This is a genomic window from Chitinophaga sp. W2I13, assembly GCF_050434005.1.
Classification (GTDB): Bacteria; Bacteroidota; Bacteroidia; order Chitinophagales; family Chitinophagaceae; genus Chitinophaga.
The window spans coordinates 7,212,991-7,228,326 of record NZ_JBNPWD010000001.1 but is presented as its reverse complement, the minus strand read 5'-3'; the positions used below and the strand labels follow the sequence as shown (position 1 = coordinate 7,228,326).

Sequence of the window (15,336 nt, the reverse complement as noted above, 5' to 3'; positions counted from 1 at the left end):
AAATTAGTTATTCATGATCTCCGCAATCTGCGTCTGCAGGAAATGTTGCAGGGCAGGCACCTTCACTGCATCTGTGATGTCGTGGGAGAAGGCGTTTACCATCAGTGCTTTTGCCGCATCTTCGCCAATACCGCGTGAGCGGAGGTAGAACATGGACTCTTCACTGAACTGACCGGCAGTAAAACCGTGGCTGCACTTTACGTCGTCGGCATAAATTTCCAGCTGAGGCTGTGAATTGATGTCCGCTTTGGTACCGAGCAGGAGGTTATTGTTCTGCTGGAAAGCATTTGTTTTCTGTGCTTCCTGGTGTACAAGGATCTTGCCGGTAAATACGCCGTTGGCGTTATCGAGCAGTACGCCTTTGTACAGTTCGTTGCTGTTGCAGTCCGGCATGATGTGATCCATAAAGGTATGGTTATCTACATGCTGGTGTTTGCTGGCAATATATAAACCGTTCAGATTAGTTTCGGTATGACTGCCATTCAGGGCCACGCTCAGGTTGTTACGGGTGAACGGGGTGTTTGGCAGGGTGAAATTAAAATGGTGGTAACGGCTGTCTTTGTGTTGCTGTGCAGCGGTGGTATGTACTTCCCGGAAGCTTTCGGCGCCCTGTTGTACATTATAGTGCCACAGTTCTGCATTTTCCAGTACCACGGTTTCCAGTACACTGTTCGCAAAAGCGATGGTGGCGGTTTCCGGGTGAATGGAAGTTTCGATGATGGTGGCGGCAGCGTTTCTGTTCAGGATCCACAGGTGGCGTGGCTGAATGAAGGCATGCGCTGTACAGGAGTAAACGTTTACTACATGTATGGGTTTATCGACCACGGTGTTGGCGGCCAGTTCGATATACAGGCCATCTGCGAAGAGGGCTGTATTAAGCTGTGCCAATGATTCTGCGGCCAGGTGGTGCTGTTCATTGAAATAAGTAACAAAGCCTGGTGCGGTGGTATGGGCACTCATGGCGCCAACGGTGATACCTTTGCCTTGCGGCAGGGTAGACTGATCCGCCTGCAGGTGGCCATTTACCAGCACAATGCGGTAGCAGTCCAGTTCAGGAATAGCGGTGCTGTTTACTACTTCTTCCGCAACGGGGGAAGCAGTGGTAAGCAGTTCATAAGGAAACTCTTTCAGGTAGCGCTGAATATTCGTGTAGCGCCATGCTTCCGTTTTCAGCGTAGGCAAGCCTATCGCAGAGAAACGCTCCAGCGCCTTGCGGCGGATGTCCTGCAGCGTATCGGTAGCGAGGGAGGGAGCCTGTGCCGACAGTGCATTTACATCTTCTGTTAACGCCTGGTAAAATGGCAATATCATATCGCTTGTCATAGTTCTTTTTATACAGATTCTTTCAAATGTAATTCCTCTTTCAGCCAGTCGTATCCTCTTTCTTCGAGTTCCAGTGCCAGTTCTTTGGTACCGGTTTTAATAATACGGCCGTTGTATAATACATGCACAAAGTCAGGTATGATATACTCCAGCAGGCGTTGATAGTGAGTAATCACTACGAAAGATTTTTCTGCATCGCGTAATTTGTTTACACCATTTGAAACAATACGCAGTGCATCGATATCCAGTCCGGAATCTGTTTCATCCAATATGGCGAGCTGTGGGTTCAGCATAGCGAGTTGGAAAATTTCGTTACGTTTCTTTTCGCCACCGCTGAATCCTTCGTTCAGGGAACGGTTCATCAGGTTGGAGTGAAAATCGACCAGTTGTTGTTTTTCTTTGGTCAGCTTCAGGAATTCCCTGGCTTCGAGGGCCGGGAGACCTTTATACGCCCTGATTTCGTTCAGTGCGGTTTTGAGGAAGTTGAGGTTGGAAACACCTGGAATTTCTACGGGGTATTGAAAAGCGAGGAAAACACCTTCGCGGGCGCGTTCTTCCGGAGCCATATCCAGCAGATTTTTGCCGTTGAACCAAACTTCACCTTCGGTGACAGTGTAGTTATCACGTCCCGCCAGAACAGAAGCCAGTGAGCTTTTGCCGGAACCGTTAGGTCCCATGATAGCGTGCATTTCTCCTTTGTTTATTTCGAGATTAATGCCTTTCAGAATTTTTTTCCCTTCTACTTCTGCGTGCAGATTTTTAATCGTCAGCATGATTGTTTTATTTCGTTCTGTATGTATTAATTGGATAATGAGTTATCCAACGCTTCCTTCAAGTGTAATAGATAATAATTTTTGCGCTTCTACTGCAAATTCCATCGGGAGTTGGTTCAGTACTTCCTTCACATAGCCGTTTACGATCAGGGCAACTGCCTTTTCGCTGTCGATGCCACGTTGGTTCAGGTAGAAGATCTGGTCTTCCCCGATTTTCGAAGTGGTGGCTTCGTGTTCGATCATGGCTGTTTTGTTCCTTGATTCGATATACGGGAAGGTGTGGGAGCCGCATTGGTTACCGATGAGCAGGGAATCGCACTGGGTAAAGTTACGTGCGTTATCGGCACGTGGCCCAACGGATACCAGGCCGCGGTAGCTGTTATCGCCTCTGCCGGCGGAAATACCTTTGGAGATGATGCGGCTTTTGGTGCCTTTACCGATGTGGTGGATCTTGGTACCGGTATCAGCGATCTGTTTGTTACGGACTACTGCCACGGAGTAAAATTCACCTTCGGAGTGGTCGCCCTGCAGGATTACGCTGGGATATTTCCAGGTAATAGCGGAGCCGGTTTCTACCTGTGTCCAGGAGATCTTACTGGCAGCGCCTTTGCAGATGCCTCTTTTGGTAACGAAGTTATAGATACCGCCTTTACCGTCTTTATCGCCGGGATACCAGTTTTGTACGGTAGAGTATTTTATTTCAGCCTGCTCGAGTGCTATCAGTTCCACTACTGCGGCGTGCAGTTGATTTTCATCACGCATGGGAGCGGTGCAGCCTTCGAGATAGCTTACGTAGCTGTTGTCGTCTGCGATGATCAGGGTACGTTCAAATTGTCCGGTGTTCTGTGCGTTGATACGGAAGTAAGTGCTCAGTTCCATCGGGCATCGTACGCCTTTGGGAATGTAAACGAAGGAACCATCGGAAAATACGGCGGCGTTGAGTGCTGCGAAGATGTTATCCGTATGGGGAACCACGCTGCCCAAGTATTTCTTTACCAGGTCGGGGTGTTCCTGTACTGCTTCACCGAAAGAGCAGAAGATAACGCCCATTTCTTTCAGTTTCCCTTTGAAAGTGGTGGCTACGGAAACGCTGTCAAAAACGGCATCCACGGCTACACCGGTAAGGGCTTTCTGTTCATTCAGGGGAATACCCAGTTTTGCGAAGGTAGCCAGCAGTTCCGGATCTACTTCATCCAGGCTGTTGAGCTGTATTTTCTTCTTTGGTGCGGCATAATAGGAAAGTGCCTGCAGATCAAGCTTAGGCATTTCAAAGTGCTGCCATTTCGGGAATTCCATTTTCTTAAACGCGGCAAATCCCTTCAGGCGCCATTCCAGCAGCCATTCGGGCTCATTCTTCTTCGCCGAAATAAAACGGATGATATCTTCATTCAGCCCCGGAGGAGCTATATCCATTTCAATATCGGTGCTAAAGCCAAACTCGTACTCCTTATTGGCTATATCATCAATTATTTCGTTACTGTTGATCATACAAGTTTAATATTTAAACCGCAAAGCTTTCGCCGCAGCTACACGTTCTGGTTGCATTTGGATTATTAAAGTAGAGGCCTTTTCCGTTGAGTCCATCAGAATAGTCCAGTTCTGTACCATACAGGTAAAGGAGGCTTTTCATTTGTACTACTACTTTTACGCCTTTATCTTCAAAAATCTGGTCGCCTTCTTCTTCGGTTGCTTCAAATTTCATCACATATTCAAGACCAGAACAGCCACCACCTTTTACGCCTACCCGTACAAAGGTGCCCGGCGCATGATGTTCTTTTTCCATCAGCGCTTTTATATATTCTCCTGCTTTTTCTGAAACGGTTATCATACTCAGAATTTGTTTTAATTAGCTATTTACCGGTTTCCCGGCCTATCCTTATCTGTTTATCCTTCAATACCAGCCACTACATGCGATTTAGCCGCACACAGTAACTGCACCATCGTATCCAGTTTATTTTTATAGAACTCAGTGAACCCCCGGGTTTCGGGGTCATACAGGTTGTCTTTCAAAATGGGCAGGGAATATGGTAAAACCCACGCCCTTAGTGCCTTTGCCACTGCATCCATCGCATTTATACCCTGCATGGCCTGGGTGCCGTCCGCCCAGGACAGCAAAGCTACAACCTTTCCTGTTAAATAAGGACGCTGGTTCTTGCTTGTCATCTCGAGCCAGTCCAGGCAATTTTTCATGGCGCCGGTCATGCTGCCATGATATAAAGGAGTCATCCAAATATGCAGGTCTGCCTTACAAAAAGCTTTGCACATGGCGTCTACTGCGGGTGGTTTCGTTCCTGCTTCCGCCTGGGAGAAAAAGGGGATCTGGGCGTTACCCAGACTAAAGATCTCCGGGGAAAATCCTTTCTCTTTTAACTGTTCCGTCAGATACACCGCCAGCTGGTTTGCTGTGGCATAAGGACGGTCATCTATCGCACCATTAAATATCAGGACGTTCATTAATATTTAACTTTTAGAAATTTAAATGATTATGAGATTAAATTTTGATGAAGGATCTCATAAACTCACCAAAATCCCAAAATCTTTTTTTTAGCTTTCACAAAAATACCGATATTTGAGAATAAAACAAGTAAGAACTTGGAAAATTATCCAATACGAACCAAGAATGCTGCCGAACGGTTTTTGACGTTGCTCAAGACCCGGGGACCGCTGTCTGCAGCTGAATTGGCCAACGAATTGGGTATTACCGGAGAGGGCGCCAGGCTTCAACTGCTTAAACTGGCAGAAGAAGGATTGGTGCAGTCGGAAAGTGCTTCCAAAGGCGTAGGACGCCCTGTTTTAATATGGAGTCTTACCCCCCTGGGTAATGCCCGTTTCCCTGACACACATACCGAACTCACCCTTCAGCTGATCCAGACCATTAAAACGGTATTGGGTAAGGAAGCGCTCGATAACGTGGTGAACGCCCGGGAAAAAAGCCAGCTGGAAAAATACAGCAGCGCCCTGGAAGGCGTCAACGGTATTGAAAACCGGCTCACCTCGTTTGCGGCCATCCGCTCCGGCGAAGGGTACCTGGCGGAATGGAAAAAAGAAGGCGATACGTATTACTTCATAGAGAATCACTGTCCCATTTGCTGCGCCGCCACAGAATGCGACAATATCTGTACTTCCGAAATGCGCACGTTTGTGAGCATACTCGGGGAGAAAATGAATGTGTCGCGGATGGAGCATATTATCAACGGCGCCCGCCGTTGTGTGTATAAGATAGAGGCGGAGTAGCGGATTTTGTCTTTCTCGCTGATTACGCTGATTATAATGATTAGCTTGATTTTTACTTTTGGATTTTATAAAGGATTAAGGGAGATAGCAGCGGATATATTCGCTTTTATCTCCCTTAATTATTATTGAAAAAATCAAAGAAATCTAAAAAAATCCAAAAGTAAAAATCAAGCTAATCATTATAATCAGCGTAATCAGCGAGAAAGACAAAATCCGCGTGAGACTGTTATTTCAGGATGAGCACCAGGGTGCCGGCGATGATGAGGCTGGCGCCGATGGCGGTTTTCAGGGTGAGTGTTTCGTGAAGGAAGATAGCGGAGAGGAGAATGGTGAGCGCCACACTGAGCTTATCCACGGGGGCTACCTGCGATACTTTGCCGATCTGGAGCGCTTTGAAATAAAAGATCCAGGAACAACCGGTAGCGATACCGGATAAGATGAGAAAGAGCAGTGCGTGTTTGGACAGGGCGCCGGCGCCTTTATATTCCCCTCTTGCAAACACAATGGCCCAGGCCAATACCAATATAACGAGGGTTCTGATGGCGGTAGCCAGGTTGGAAGGGATGTCCGCTACCCCGATTTTGGCCAGGATAGCGGTTAAGGCCGCGAAGAAAGCGGATAGTAATGCATAAAACCACCACATATTTTTCCTTTTACGGTTTGTAAGTTATCCCGGAAAACTGAAGGAATGTTGTAGCCGGAATCAGATCTTTCTACCTAAAATTTTTAAACTTCTTTCCACTCCATCCAGTACCGCAATTTCCGGCAGGTGCGCCCATTCTTCAAAACCCATATTCAGAAACAGTTTCAGACTGGGTTCGTTGTGCGCAAAAATAAAACCCAGCAGTGTTTGTACGCCAAATTCCGGCGCTACGGTAATGGCATGTTGCAGTATTTTTTTGCCTAATCCCTTGCCACGCATCGTTTCATCGAGATAGATGCTTACTTCTACTGTGCCGTCGTAGGCCGGCCGGCCGTAAAACGATTGAAAGCTCATCCAGCCCACATTACTGCCGTTGTCGTCTATCATCCACAGGGGACGGAGGGTATTGTTGTGCGCATGAAACCAGGGTAGCCGGCTTTCAACAGTAACAGGTGAGGTGTCGGCAGTCACCATTCTGCTGGCGATAGTGGTGTTATAAATTTCAACGATCCTTGGCAGGTCGGCTTCTGTAGCATGCCGGAATTGTAAGCTCATGATATAATAATTAGAAAATAGATTCGCGTGTATGTTCGTGTCTTAGAAGACTGTAGAGTTCTGCATTTACAAATTTTCCTTTTTCAAAGAAGGCATCTCTTAAAAAGCCTTCGTAGCGGAATCCCAATCTGCTCAACAGTTTGGACGACGCCTGATTTTCCGGGTCCACAAAGGCTTCAATGCGGTTGAACTGCAATTCTTCATAGCCATAACTGAGCATGGCGCTTATCGCTTCTTTCATAATGCCTTTGCCCCAGTAGATGGGTCGCAGATCGTAGCCGATTTCCGCTTTGAAATGTGTTTTGTTGATCTTGTGATACCCGCAGGTGCCTATCAGTTCATCCTTTCCGGCCAGTGTGATGGCCCATCGCATGCCTTCTTCCTTTTCCAGGCTTTGGCGGAAAAACTGTATAATATGGGTGGCTTCACTGATATTGGAAAATGAATCAATGTCCATATATTTTGTGACGGTATCATCCGAAAAATGCCTGAACAGGGCGGCGGTATCTTTTTCGTCTATTGGTCTCAGTACCAGGTTGCCGGTATTTAAAACGGGTAAATGCATGATACGGTTGCCGGTTTAGGTTGGGGCAAAGCTAACAGATATTGCGAAAATGTCCATAGGAACCTTGATTTTAATCCCGCTTTAATGCCTGCCCGGGTAAACAATGCTACTTTTGCAGGGTTTATTGCTTATAATTTTTTGATATGAAAATACTGGTTATAGAAGATGAAGTAAAAGTGGGCGCTTTCATCAAACGCGGGCTGGAAGAGCATCATCATCATGTGGATGTGCATACGGATGGCATTACCGGTCAGCAGGCGGCGCTGGAACACGACTATGATCTCATTTTACTGGACCTGATGTTGCCGGGAATAAACGGAACGGCTATATGTAAAAAACTGCGTGCGCTGGAAATCAGTATCCCTGTATTGATGCTTACCGCGTTAAATGCCACGGAGGATATTGTAGAAGGACTCAATGCCGGGGCAGATGATTATCTCGCCAAGCCTTTTCATTTTTCTGAGCTGATGGCACGTATCAATGCGTTGTCGAGACGGAAAAGCCACTTCCACGAGGAGCCTGCGGTGCTTAGGTTTGCGGATCTTCAACTGGATACCCATTCCAAAACTGCCAGCCGGGATGGACAGGAAATTGTGCTTACAGCGAAAGAGTATGCGTTGCTGGAGCTGCTGCTCCGTAATACAGGAAGGGTGCTGTCCCGGGCGCTTATTTCAGAAGCCGTGTGGGGACTCGAGTTTGACACAGGCACCAATACCATTGATGTATATGTTAATTATCTCCGGAATAAAATTGAAAAAGGCTTTACCGGTGAAAAGCTGATCCATACCGTAGTTGGGATGGGTTATGTGATGAAACAGAAATAAGCTTATGAAGATCCGCCACCGGCTATCGCTGCAGTTTACTTTGATTTCAGGTATTATCCTTACGGTTGTTTTCGTACTGATATACCTGTTATCTGCCCAATACATCCGGAACAGTTTTTATAAGCTGTTGCAGATGCGTGCGCTGGTAACTGCGCAGGTGTACCTTGAAAAAGACGAGCTGACGAAGAAGAAATTTCTTGAAATAGAAAAGAGCTACCGGGAACGGATACCCGATGAATCCAGTAATATTTACGATCAGCACAACCAGGCGGTGTTCATTGAAAAAACGAGGTATAACTGGCCGGTGTCGCTGCTGGAAACCATCCGTCACCAGGAAGTGTACCGGTTCGTTTTCCGGGAAGAGTCGGGCCTGGGGATTTATTATCCCGATAACCAGGGCGATTTTGTAGTGATAGTAACCGCGCGTAATACGGCGGGCATCCAGCAGCTGCAGTATCTTTTATGGATACTGGTCGTGATGTTTTTTGTTGCCCTGCTGATCACCTTCCTGATGGGGCAGTGGTATGCCAGCAGGGCGCTCGAACCTATTAAAAGCATCAACCGGCAGGTGCAAAAGATCCGCTCCAACAACCTGCACCTGCGCGTGCAGCAGGGATTAAATAAAGATGAAATAGATGAACTGGCTGCTAATTTCAATGGACTGTTGCAACACCTGGAACAGGCTTTTGATATGCAGCGTTCTTTTGCATCCAATGCCTCCCACGAGTTACGTACACCATTAACTACTATTATCGGGGAGATAGAAGTAACCCTTCAGAACAGCCGTAGCCCGGAAGAATATGTACAAACGCTGGGTACGCTGCTCGGTGAATCGGAGAAACTGAAGATCATTACGGATGGACTGTTGCAGCTTACACGGGTGGATGCCAACCTTACAGAAGCCAACAGTGAGCTGATCCGGATGGACGAGTTATTGTGGGACCTGGCGGAATACTGGCGTCATAAATCGCCGCCGTTGCAGCTGCACGTACAACTCAGCGGTATGCCAGACGATGCTGCTTTGCTTTGCATCCGTGGTAACCGTTCGCTGATGGCATTGGCGTTGCAAAATATCCTCCGTAATGCATTTAAATTTTCGTATAACCGTGACGTTAGTTGCCGGCTTTCCTATAGCGACAGTGGTATCAGCCTGTCTGTAAGCGACCGTGGTATTGGTATTGCGGCAGCTGATACCGAAAAGATCTTTATGCCGCTGTACCGGGCAGATAATGCGCATTCCTTCGAGGGGTATGGCATTGGCTTATCCATGACGCAAAAGATTCTGTACCTGCATAAGGCCTCCATCACGGTGAGCAGCGTGTTAGGGCAGGGAACCACCTTTAATATTTTCTTTCCTCCGGCCGGTAAATGGCTGTAAAGGTTTTGTTAGTCCGGACCGCTGCGGCAACGACGATATTTATGGTTTAGTCTTTCTTCACCACTTTCACCTTCTTTACTTTCGGTTTGGATTCATCGCCAAGCAAAATAGCCCAGGGGGTCATCTCTTCGATATTCTGACAAATAATTTTAATAATAGCGATGGTCGGAATGGCAAGGAACATGCCGGGGATGCCCCATAACATATTGCCCAGTACCACCCCAATGATGGTGATCAATGCGTTGATCTTTACCTTGGAACCCACAATGCTGGGGAAAAGCACGTTACTGTCGAGTACATGAATGAGGAACAGGGCAATGCCCGCCTGCAATGCCTGTATAGGCGTACCCGTAGCCAGTGTTACCAGGATGATAAGGATGGCGGCCGTTAAGATCCCTACATAAGGAATGATATTAAAGATAGCGGCCATTACGCCCAGCAGGATGGCGTATTTAATACCAAGAATAAAGAACAGGGCGGTATTGAGAACGGCTACTATCACCATTTCTATCATCAGGCCGCCTACATAGCTTTTAATAATGGTGCGGGTGCTGGCGATGACGGTGAGTAATTTTTCGCGGTGCTGTTCCTGGAAGATCTTGATCAGGAAAGATACCAGTAACCTGCGGTAGAAGAGGATAAAGAAAGCATACAGGAATACAAATACAACGAATACCAGCAGGGAGGAAAGCGACAGGAATGTTTGACTGATGAAGCTGGTGGCGGTTCCGAGGGTACCCATCATCGCTTTTTCCACGTAGCTCATTTGTGTGCTGGAATTGATATGAAACTTGGTATTGATCCAATCCTGGGTGGAATCTATCACCAGCATGAGCTTTTGTTCCAGTTGCGGGAAATCGGAGATGAAGGCTTCCATTTGTTTGGCGAGTAGGAGCATTATCAGCAGGATGGCGATGATAAACAGCAATACCGCTATGATGGCTGCCATCCCCCGGGGCAGGCGCCATTTTTCCAGCTGATGAACAACGGGCAGCAGCATGATGGCAATGAGCATGGCAAACATCAACGGAACGATGATACCACTGCCAACATGAGCTATATAGATGATAAGGATAATCGAAAACAGGGTAAAAGTGAGACGGGCAGTAAACGGTAGTTTGATCTCGTTCATAGAGGTAGTGCTTTTATCAAAGATATTAAAAATCAAAGTGTATAACATTAGAATGCTGATTATACATTTGTTACGGTGAAAAGGTTGCAGTTGCGCACCGCTTTTATTATTTTACGGACATGCCCGTAAAAATTCAAGCGTTATGAAAAAACTGTTTGCCCTTTTGCTGCTCGTTTGCGGCAGTGGATCCCTTTCCTTTGCAAAACCCCTGCCGGCTGACACCTTACCTGTCCGCGGTTTTTGTATAGCGGCGCCCAGGGCGGAAGGACTGGCTCCGTTCCTGAGATTTATCGATACAGAACTGGCGCCCCGGCACATCAACACCCTGGTGCTGCGCGTTGATTTTAATTACCAGTTTAAGTCGCACCCGGAACTGCGTGATGCCGGTGGGTTAACCGAACAGCAGGTAAAACAGCTGGTGCAAACCTGCCGTAAGCATAATATCCGGCTGATTCCGCAGATCAACCTGCTGGGGCACCAGTCGTGGGCGGGTACAACTACCAACCTGCTGAAGGTGTATCCTGATTTTGATGAAACGCCGTGGGTAAAAATGCCGGCGAAATATGTATGGCCAAATGCAGATGGGTTGTATTGCAAAAGTTATTGCCCGTTGCATCCGGGGGTACATAAAGTTGTGTTTGAGTTGGTGGATGAGATCTGTGATGTATTTGAGAGCACCGCTTTTCATGCCGGCATGGATGAAGTATTTTATATTGGCGAGGATAAATGTCCGCGTTGCGGCGGCCGGGACAAGGCCGAATTATTTGCCGGGGAGGTATGGACGATCCGGAATCACCTGGCGCAGCAGGGGCGTGAACTGTGGATGTGGGGCGACCGGTTGCTGGATGGCAAGCTGACGGGGTTAGGCGCCTGGGAGGCGAGTATGAACAATACACACCGGGCGGTGGACCTGGTTCCGAAGGATGTGGTGATTTGCGACTGGCACTACGAGCGTCCGGATAAAACGCCGGTATACCTGGCGATGAAGGGATTATCGGTGATTACGTGTCCGTGGAGGATGCCGGCTAATGCGAAGCTGCAGCTGAAGGATATGTATGATTACCGGGCGAGTGCCACCAAAGAAATGAAACCCCGTTTCCAGGGAATGATGCAAACGGTTTGGTCGGATGCCGCCGGGTTCCTGGATGAGTTTTATGGAACGGGCAAGCCGCAGAAAGATACCGTGAATACGAGCGCCAATTGTTTCCGGGCTGTATTTACTAAATAGATAAAAGAATAAACGGAATGACATCATTGGTCATTCCGTTCTCTTTTTAATAATGTTTTTTGAGCAGCGGAATAAATATTTCAGAGTATTGAGGGCCGTCGAGCGAAATGAAGAAGTGGTTCCCGCTCATTTTGAAGATTCCTTCCTTACAGTTCATGCTGATAAAATTATACATCGGCATACCTGCTGTGGCGAAGTCCATTGGCACCGGCAGTTTGAGGTAGTTGCCACCTGCTATCCGTTTTGTGGCGAGATAGGAGTGGTTTTTCGTCAGCTGGATATGCGCGTTTATTGCAGCCGTTGGAATCAACAATCCAGCGAACATAGACAGCTTTTCATAGTTGGTTACCGGTACGGCGTCGAGGGTACCTGTAATGATCCTGCTTTGTGGCAGATCGTATAATGTCTGCATCTTTTTAAACAGACTATGATAGGTGTTCATGCGGGCGATCATTTCAGCGATCGGGTCCTGGCCCCGTGAAATGAAGGAGTAGTACAGGATGCTGTCCGGCATTCTGATTTTCTCACAGCGATCATAATTGAACAATTCCTGGAATGCTTCACTACCTACAGCTGCGGTGATGGTTTTAGTGATCTGCAGGGTCCTGTTTTCATTGGGCAGGATGATGATGCGGCGGAAATCTTTGGGACTTTCTTTAAAGTGCAGTTTAAAGGCTTTGCTGAAAGCCGCGGTGGTGGCGTATCCGCAATACTCGCTTATTTCACCGATGTTATAGCCACTGTGCCGGAGCAGGCCTGCTCCGAGTTCCAGGCGGTGTCTTTTAACATAGTGCCAGAATGGTTCTCCCATGTAATTCACAAAGTTGTGATAGAAGTAGGAGTAGGAGATGCCGAGGCGTTCTGCCACATCTCTGATATTAAAGGGATCACTTACGTGATCATCTGCATAAGATAACCCTTGTAAAGCAAAATTTTCAAGTTGTTCTTTGGTCAAAAGGGCGGCCATAAAATATGAGGGATTTTAGTTGATTTTCATTGGATCCGGTACATGCTGATTTACATCCTGGATAAGCAGATCGCTACGAGAACATTATCCCTAATTTAATTTTTTTATGATTACCGGAGAAGTAAATTTCAGGATCATTTTATTAAGTTGATTTTCAATATGATATATTTTGCATTTAGCATATGAATTTATAATATGTAGAAAAATTGTTGCCTGGAAGGAGGTTCCGGAGGAGAAAAAAAACAGAAAAAGCTAAAATGGACAAACCGTTAATTACGGGAATGAATATCTTTGACAGTCATGTTATGTTTGGATCATCAGTCGGGCATTCCCATAGTTTTATAGCCATTAAATGATTTTGTCCTATCAATCCTGTTATGGAGTTGCGGCCCTCGCAACACCATTTGCCGGTGGTTTAGCATAGTTGATTGATTTGATTGTATAACCTTTTATGTTATGGTAGCCGTCATCATTGTTTTAGCGTTATTGTTGCTGCTGGGTTGGGCCATCCTGTACCACCATTTCAGGGCCCTGCGGGTAGCTAATATTAACCTGGTAAAACAGGCGCAGAAAGAGGCTTCGTTGCAGTTCCAGCTGCGTGAGGCCAGGGAAAAATACAATAAGCTGGAAGAGAAGCTCAGAAAGGTACAATATGAGCTGCATAATGGAAAACAAAAAGAGAGTCAGCGCTGAAAATAACATCCACCTGGTATTGATGTCATTGTTTTCGGGTTTGCCAATATTTAGTTAGGTTTGCTGGCATGCAGGTAGTTTTTCAGATTACATCCGGTGAGCGGGATGCACAATTGTCTATGCTCGGGCAGCTCAATAATCTTCTTCATTATACCAACGAACGTCAAACACGTGTAGCCATAGAGGTGGTAGTACATGGTCATGCCTGGAATTTACTGCTGCCGGAGGGCCACCCTTTCCCCGAAAAGATAGCGTCCCTGCAGGGCCGGTCGGTCCGTTTCCTTATTTGCCAAAATACCTTGAATAGTCGTCAGCTGGCAGCGGATCAGCTGTTTCCCTTTGTGGAAGTGGTGCCTGCAGCCATAGCGCACCTTATAGAAAGGCAACAGGAGGGATGGGCCTATATAAGATGTTAGTTTAATTGTTTATGAGTTAATTGGTTTATTAGTTTATTTTTACATTTTTAAAGTAAAGTGCCGGGAATAGCGGTTGAAAGTTTGGGAGGGCGGCACCAAATAAAAATTGCAGTAATAACGTTAAATGGATGCACGAATAATAAGGACTAACCTCTTTAAACTTAAATACATTGAAATTCTCCAAATCTACCGGAATACTGTTGTTATTCATGGCAGTTCCCTTTTTCACCTTTGCGCAGGACTGGCATGTCGGCGCTTTTGCAGGTATCAGCAACTACAGCGGGGATCTTACCCAGCAAAGGGTGGATATGAAATATACCCGGCCGGCGCTTGGCTTGCTGGTGAGAAAGGATATTAACCGTTACCTCACTATCCGTGGCTCTTTTACCTGGGGAATTGCTACCGGCGCCGACAGCACCAACTCTTCCAAAGACCTGGTGGCCCGTAACCTTAGTTTCCGGACCAATATTTTTGAAGGCAGCCTGATTGGTGAAATCAACTTTTTTGATCTCGACGAAAAGGGGTTTACGCCTTATGTGTTTGTGGGTGTGGGTGGTTTTGGTTTTGATCCCACTTCTAAAGACCAGTCGGGCAACCGGGTACGGCTTCGTCCCCTCGGTACCGAAGGACAGGGATTACCGCAGTATCCTACCCGTCAGCCTTACGACCTGTTTTCCTTTTCCTTTCCGTTTGGAGCGGGTGTAAAGGCGATCATCAATGATAAATGGACACTTGGATTTGAGATAGGACTTCGTGCTACTACCACAGACTATATGGATGATGTGAGCACTAACTATGTTGATCAGAATACCTTGCTGACCTACCGTGGCCAGAAGGCGGTAGATATGGCTTACCGTGGCGATGAAGTAACCGGCAAAGTGGCGCCGGGAGCATATCCTGCAGATGGTGCTATCCGTGGTTCTGACAAGCATAACGACTGGTATGCGTTTTCCGGGTTCACCATTACTTACCGTTTGGGTGGTGGCAGTGGCTGGGGTAAACAAAAGGCTACCCGGTGCCCGATACTCAGGCCGTAATCAGCTGATATTCAAACTGTTTAATACTTTATTTATCCTCTTAATCCCGGCATCCCGCCGGGATTTTTTTTATTGGCATAGTTGTTGAATTTATGAGTTCAAACAGGTACTAATGCAGCCACCAGCTTATGGCGGATCGCAGAATCACAAATCGCGGAGAAAGTAATGAATCAACAGCCGCAAGAAAATAAGTTGGTGTGCAACTGCCTGTTTTAACTAACGAAAAAGAAGTGCCATGAGGAAGTTTTTAAATATAGCTTCAGTGATGTTGATAACAGGTTCAATGAGCCTTTCTGCACAACAAAGGCCGCCTGCACCACCACTGCCACCCAGGCCACCGGCTCCGGCACATTTACCACATCCGCCGGCGCCACCAGTACCACCAGGATTGCCCAGGCCTCCAACGCCTCCGCATCACCGGCCACCGGCTCCGCCAACACCACCGCATCATCATAAAAAACCGTATAAAAAGCATTACAAGAAACCGCGTAAGCCCCGGAGATATTCTTTTATCGCATATCCGGGTTCCACTTATGTTGTTACAGATGCCAGTTTTGCCCGGTATGCG

At 47.0% G+C, this 15,336-nt stretch carries 18 protein-coding genes; 7 read left to right on the top strand and 11 right to left on the bottom strand.

Annotation, left to right across the window (positions count from 1 at the left end; genetic code table 11):
* Positions 1 to 3: 3 nt before the first annotated feature.
* From sufD to QFZ48_RS29545, 5 genes are read right to left on the bottom strand one after another with little or no spacing between them, the layout of a single operon-like run.
* On the bottom strand, positions 4 to 1,323 hold the full coding sequence (gene sufD, locus QFZ48_RS29565; RefSeq protein WP_429065051.1) for a Fe-S cluster assembly protein SufD: 1,320 nt from the start codon (positions 1,321 to 1,323) through the stop codon (positions 4 to 6).
* 8 nt (positions 1,324 to 1,331) lie between these two features.
* On the bottom strand, positions 1,332 to 2,096 hold the full coding sequence (gene sufC / locus QFZ48_RS29560; RefSeq protein WP_370909916.1) for a Fe-S cluster assembly ATPase SufC: 765 nt from the start codon (positions 2,094 to 2,096) through the stop codon (positions 1,332 to 1,334).
* A 42-nt stretch (positions 2,097 to 2,138) separates the two neighbouring features.
* Complete coding sequence (gene sufB / locus QFZ48_RS29555; RefSeq protein WP_370909917.1) at positions 2,139 to 3,584, bottom strand: Fe-S cluster assembly protein SufB; 1,446 nt, start codon at positions 3,582 to 3,584, stop codon at positions 2,139 to 2,141.
* Between the two features lie 13 nt (positions 3,585 to 3,597).
* Positions 3,598 to 3,924: a HesB/IscA family protein gene (locus tag QFZ48_RS29550; RefSeq protein WP_370909918.1), complete on the bottom strand. Its 327-nt coding sequence runs from the start codon at positions 3,922 to 3,924 to the stop codon at positions 3,598 to 3,600.
* Between the two features lie 56 nt (positions 3,925 to 3,980).
* Positions 3,981 to 4,550, bottom strand: coding sequence for an NADPH-dependent FMN reductase (locus QFZ48_RS29545; protein WP_079467720.1), 570 nt, complete (start codon positions 4,548 to 4,550; stop codon positions 3,981 to 3,983).
* 138 nt (positions 4,551 to 4,688) lie between these two features.
* Between QFZ48_RS29545 and QFZ48_RS29540 the strand changes: the two genes are divergently transcribed.
* Positions 4,689 to 5,330 carry a helix-turn-helix transcriptional regulator gene (locus QFZ48_RS29540; protein ID WP_370909919.1) on the top strand — a complete coding sequence of 214 codons (642 nt, stop codon included), beginning with the start codon at positions 4,689 to 4,691 and terminating at the stop codon, positions 5,328 to 5,330.
* A gap of 226 nt (positions 5,331 to 5,556) precedes the next feature.
* Here QFZ48_RS29540 and QFZ48_RS29535 read toward each other — a convergent pair whose 3' ends face one another.
* The 3 genes from QFZ48_RS29535 to QFZ48_RS29525 are packed head-to-tail and all read right to left on the bottom strand — an operon-like array spanning position 5,557 to position 7,093.
* On the bottom strand, positions 5,557 to 5,973 hold the full coding sequence (locus QFZ48_RS29535) for an EamA family transporter (RefSeq protein ID WP_429047230.1): 417 nt from the start codon (positions 5,971 to 5,973) through the stop codon (positions 5,557 to 5,559).
* 60 nt (positions 5,974 to 6,033) lie between these two features.
* Positions 6,034 to 6,528 (bottom strand): N-acetyltransferase family protein, encoded by a 495-nt coding sequence (locus QFZ48_RS29530; protein ID WP_429065050.1) that lies wholly within the window; start codon positions 6,526 to 6,528, stop codon positions 6,034 to 6,036.
* 10 nt (positions 6,529 to 6,538) lie between these two features.
* On the bottom strand, positions 6,539 to 7,093 hold the full coding sequence (locus QFZ48_RS29525) for a GNAT family N-acetyltransferase (protein WP_429047235.1): 555 nt from the start codon (positions 7,091 to 7,093) through the stop codon (positions 6,539 to 6,541).
* Between the two features lie 143 nt (positions 7,094 to 7,236).
* On the opposite strand from QFZ48_RS29525, the gene QFZ48_RS29520 reads away from it, so the two are divergent.
* Both QFZ48_RS29520 and QFZ48_RS29515 read left to right on the top strand, forming a co-directional pair.
* Positions 7,237 to 7,917, top strand: coding sequence for a response regulator transcription factor (locus QFZ48_RS29520; RefSeq protein WP_429047236.1), 681 nt, complete (start codon positions 7,237 to 7,239; stop codon positions 7,915 to 7,917).
* A 4-nt stretch (positions 7,918 to 7,921) separates the two neighbouring features.
* On the top strand, positions 7,922 to 9,295 hold the full coding sequence (locus QFZ48_RS29515; protein WP_429065048.1) for an ATP-binding protein: 1,374 nt from the start codon (positions 7,922 to 7,924) through the stop codon (positions 9,293 to 9,295).
* A 46-nt stretch (positions 9,296 to 9,341) separates the two neighbouring features.
* On the opposite strand, the gene QFZ48_RS29510 is transcribed toward QFZ48_RS29515, so the two are convergent.
* Entirely contained in the window at positions 9,342 to 10,427 is a 1,086-nt protein-coding gene (locus tag QFZ48_RS29510) for an AI-2E family transporter (protein ID WP_429065046.1), read from the bottom strand.
* 142 nt (positions 10,428 to 10,569) lie between these two features.
* Between QFZ48_RS29510 and QFZ48_RS29505 the strand changes: the two genes are divergently transcribed.
* Entirely contained in the window at positions 10,570 to 11,655 is a 1,086-nt protein-coding gene (locus QFZ48_RS29505) for a family 20 glycosylhydrolase (RefSeq protein WP_429047242.1), read from the top strand.
* A gap of 46 nt (positions 11,656 to 11,701) precedes the next feature.
* Here the strand turns inward: QFZ48_RS29505 and QFZ48_RS29500 are convergent, their stop codons facing one another.
* Positions 11,702 to 12,622 (bottom strand): helix-turn-helix transcriptional regulator, encoded by a 921-nt coding sequence (locus QFZ48_RS29500; RefSeq protein WP_370909927.1) that lies wholly within the window; start codon positions 12,620 to 12,622, stop codon positions 11,702 to 11,704.
* A 456-nt stretch (positions 12,623 to 13,078) separates the two neighbouring features.
* On the opposite strand from QFZ48_RS29500, the gene QFZ48_RS29495 reads away from it, so the two are divergent.
* The 3 genes from QFZ48_RS29495 (at position 13,079) to QFZ48_RS29485 (ending at position 14,768) form a co-directional block, all read left to right on the top strand.
* On the top strand, positions 13,079 to 13,315 hold the full coding sequence (locus tag QFZ48_RS29495; RefSeq protein WP_370909928.1) for a hypothetical protein: 237 nt from the start codon (positions 13,079 to 13,081) through the stop codon (positions 13,313 to 13,315).
* A 68-nt stretch (positions 13,316 to 13,383) separates the two neighbouring features.
* The gene (locus tag QFZ48_RS29490; protein ID WP_429047247.1) at positions 13,384 to 13,731 is read left to right on the top strand and encodes a DsrE family protein; all 348 of its coding nucleotides are present in this window, start codon (positions 13,384 to 13,386) and stop codon (positions 13,729 to 13,731) included.
* Between the two features lie 170 nt (positions 13,732 to 13,901).
* Complete coding sequence (locus tag QFZ48_RS29485; protein WP_429065045.1) at positions 13,902 to 14,768, top strand: DUF6089 family protein; 867 nt, start codon at positions 13,902 to 13,904, stop codon at positions 14,766 to 14,768.
* Between the two features lie 212 nt (positions 14,769 to 14,980).
* Here QFZ48_RS29485 and QFZ48_RS29480 read toward each other — a convergent pair whose 3' ends face one another.
* Positions 14,981 to 15,211 (bottom strand): hypothetical protein, encoded by a 231-nt coding sequence (locus tag QFZ48_RS29480; protein WP_429065043.1) that lies wholly within the window; start codon positions 15,209 to 15,211, stop codon positions 14,981 to 14,983.
* Between the last annotated feature and the right edge of the window lie 125 nt (positions 15,212 to 15,336).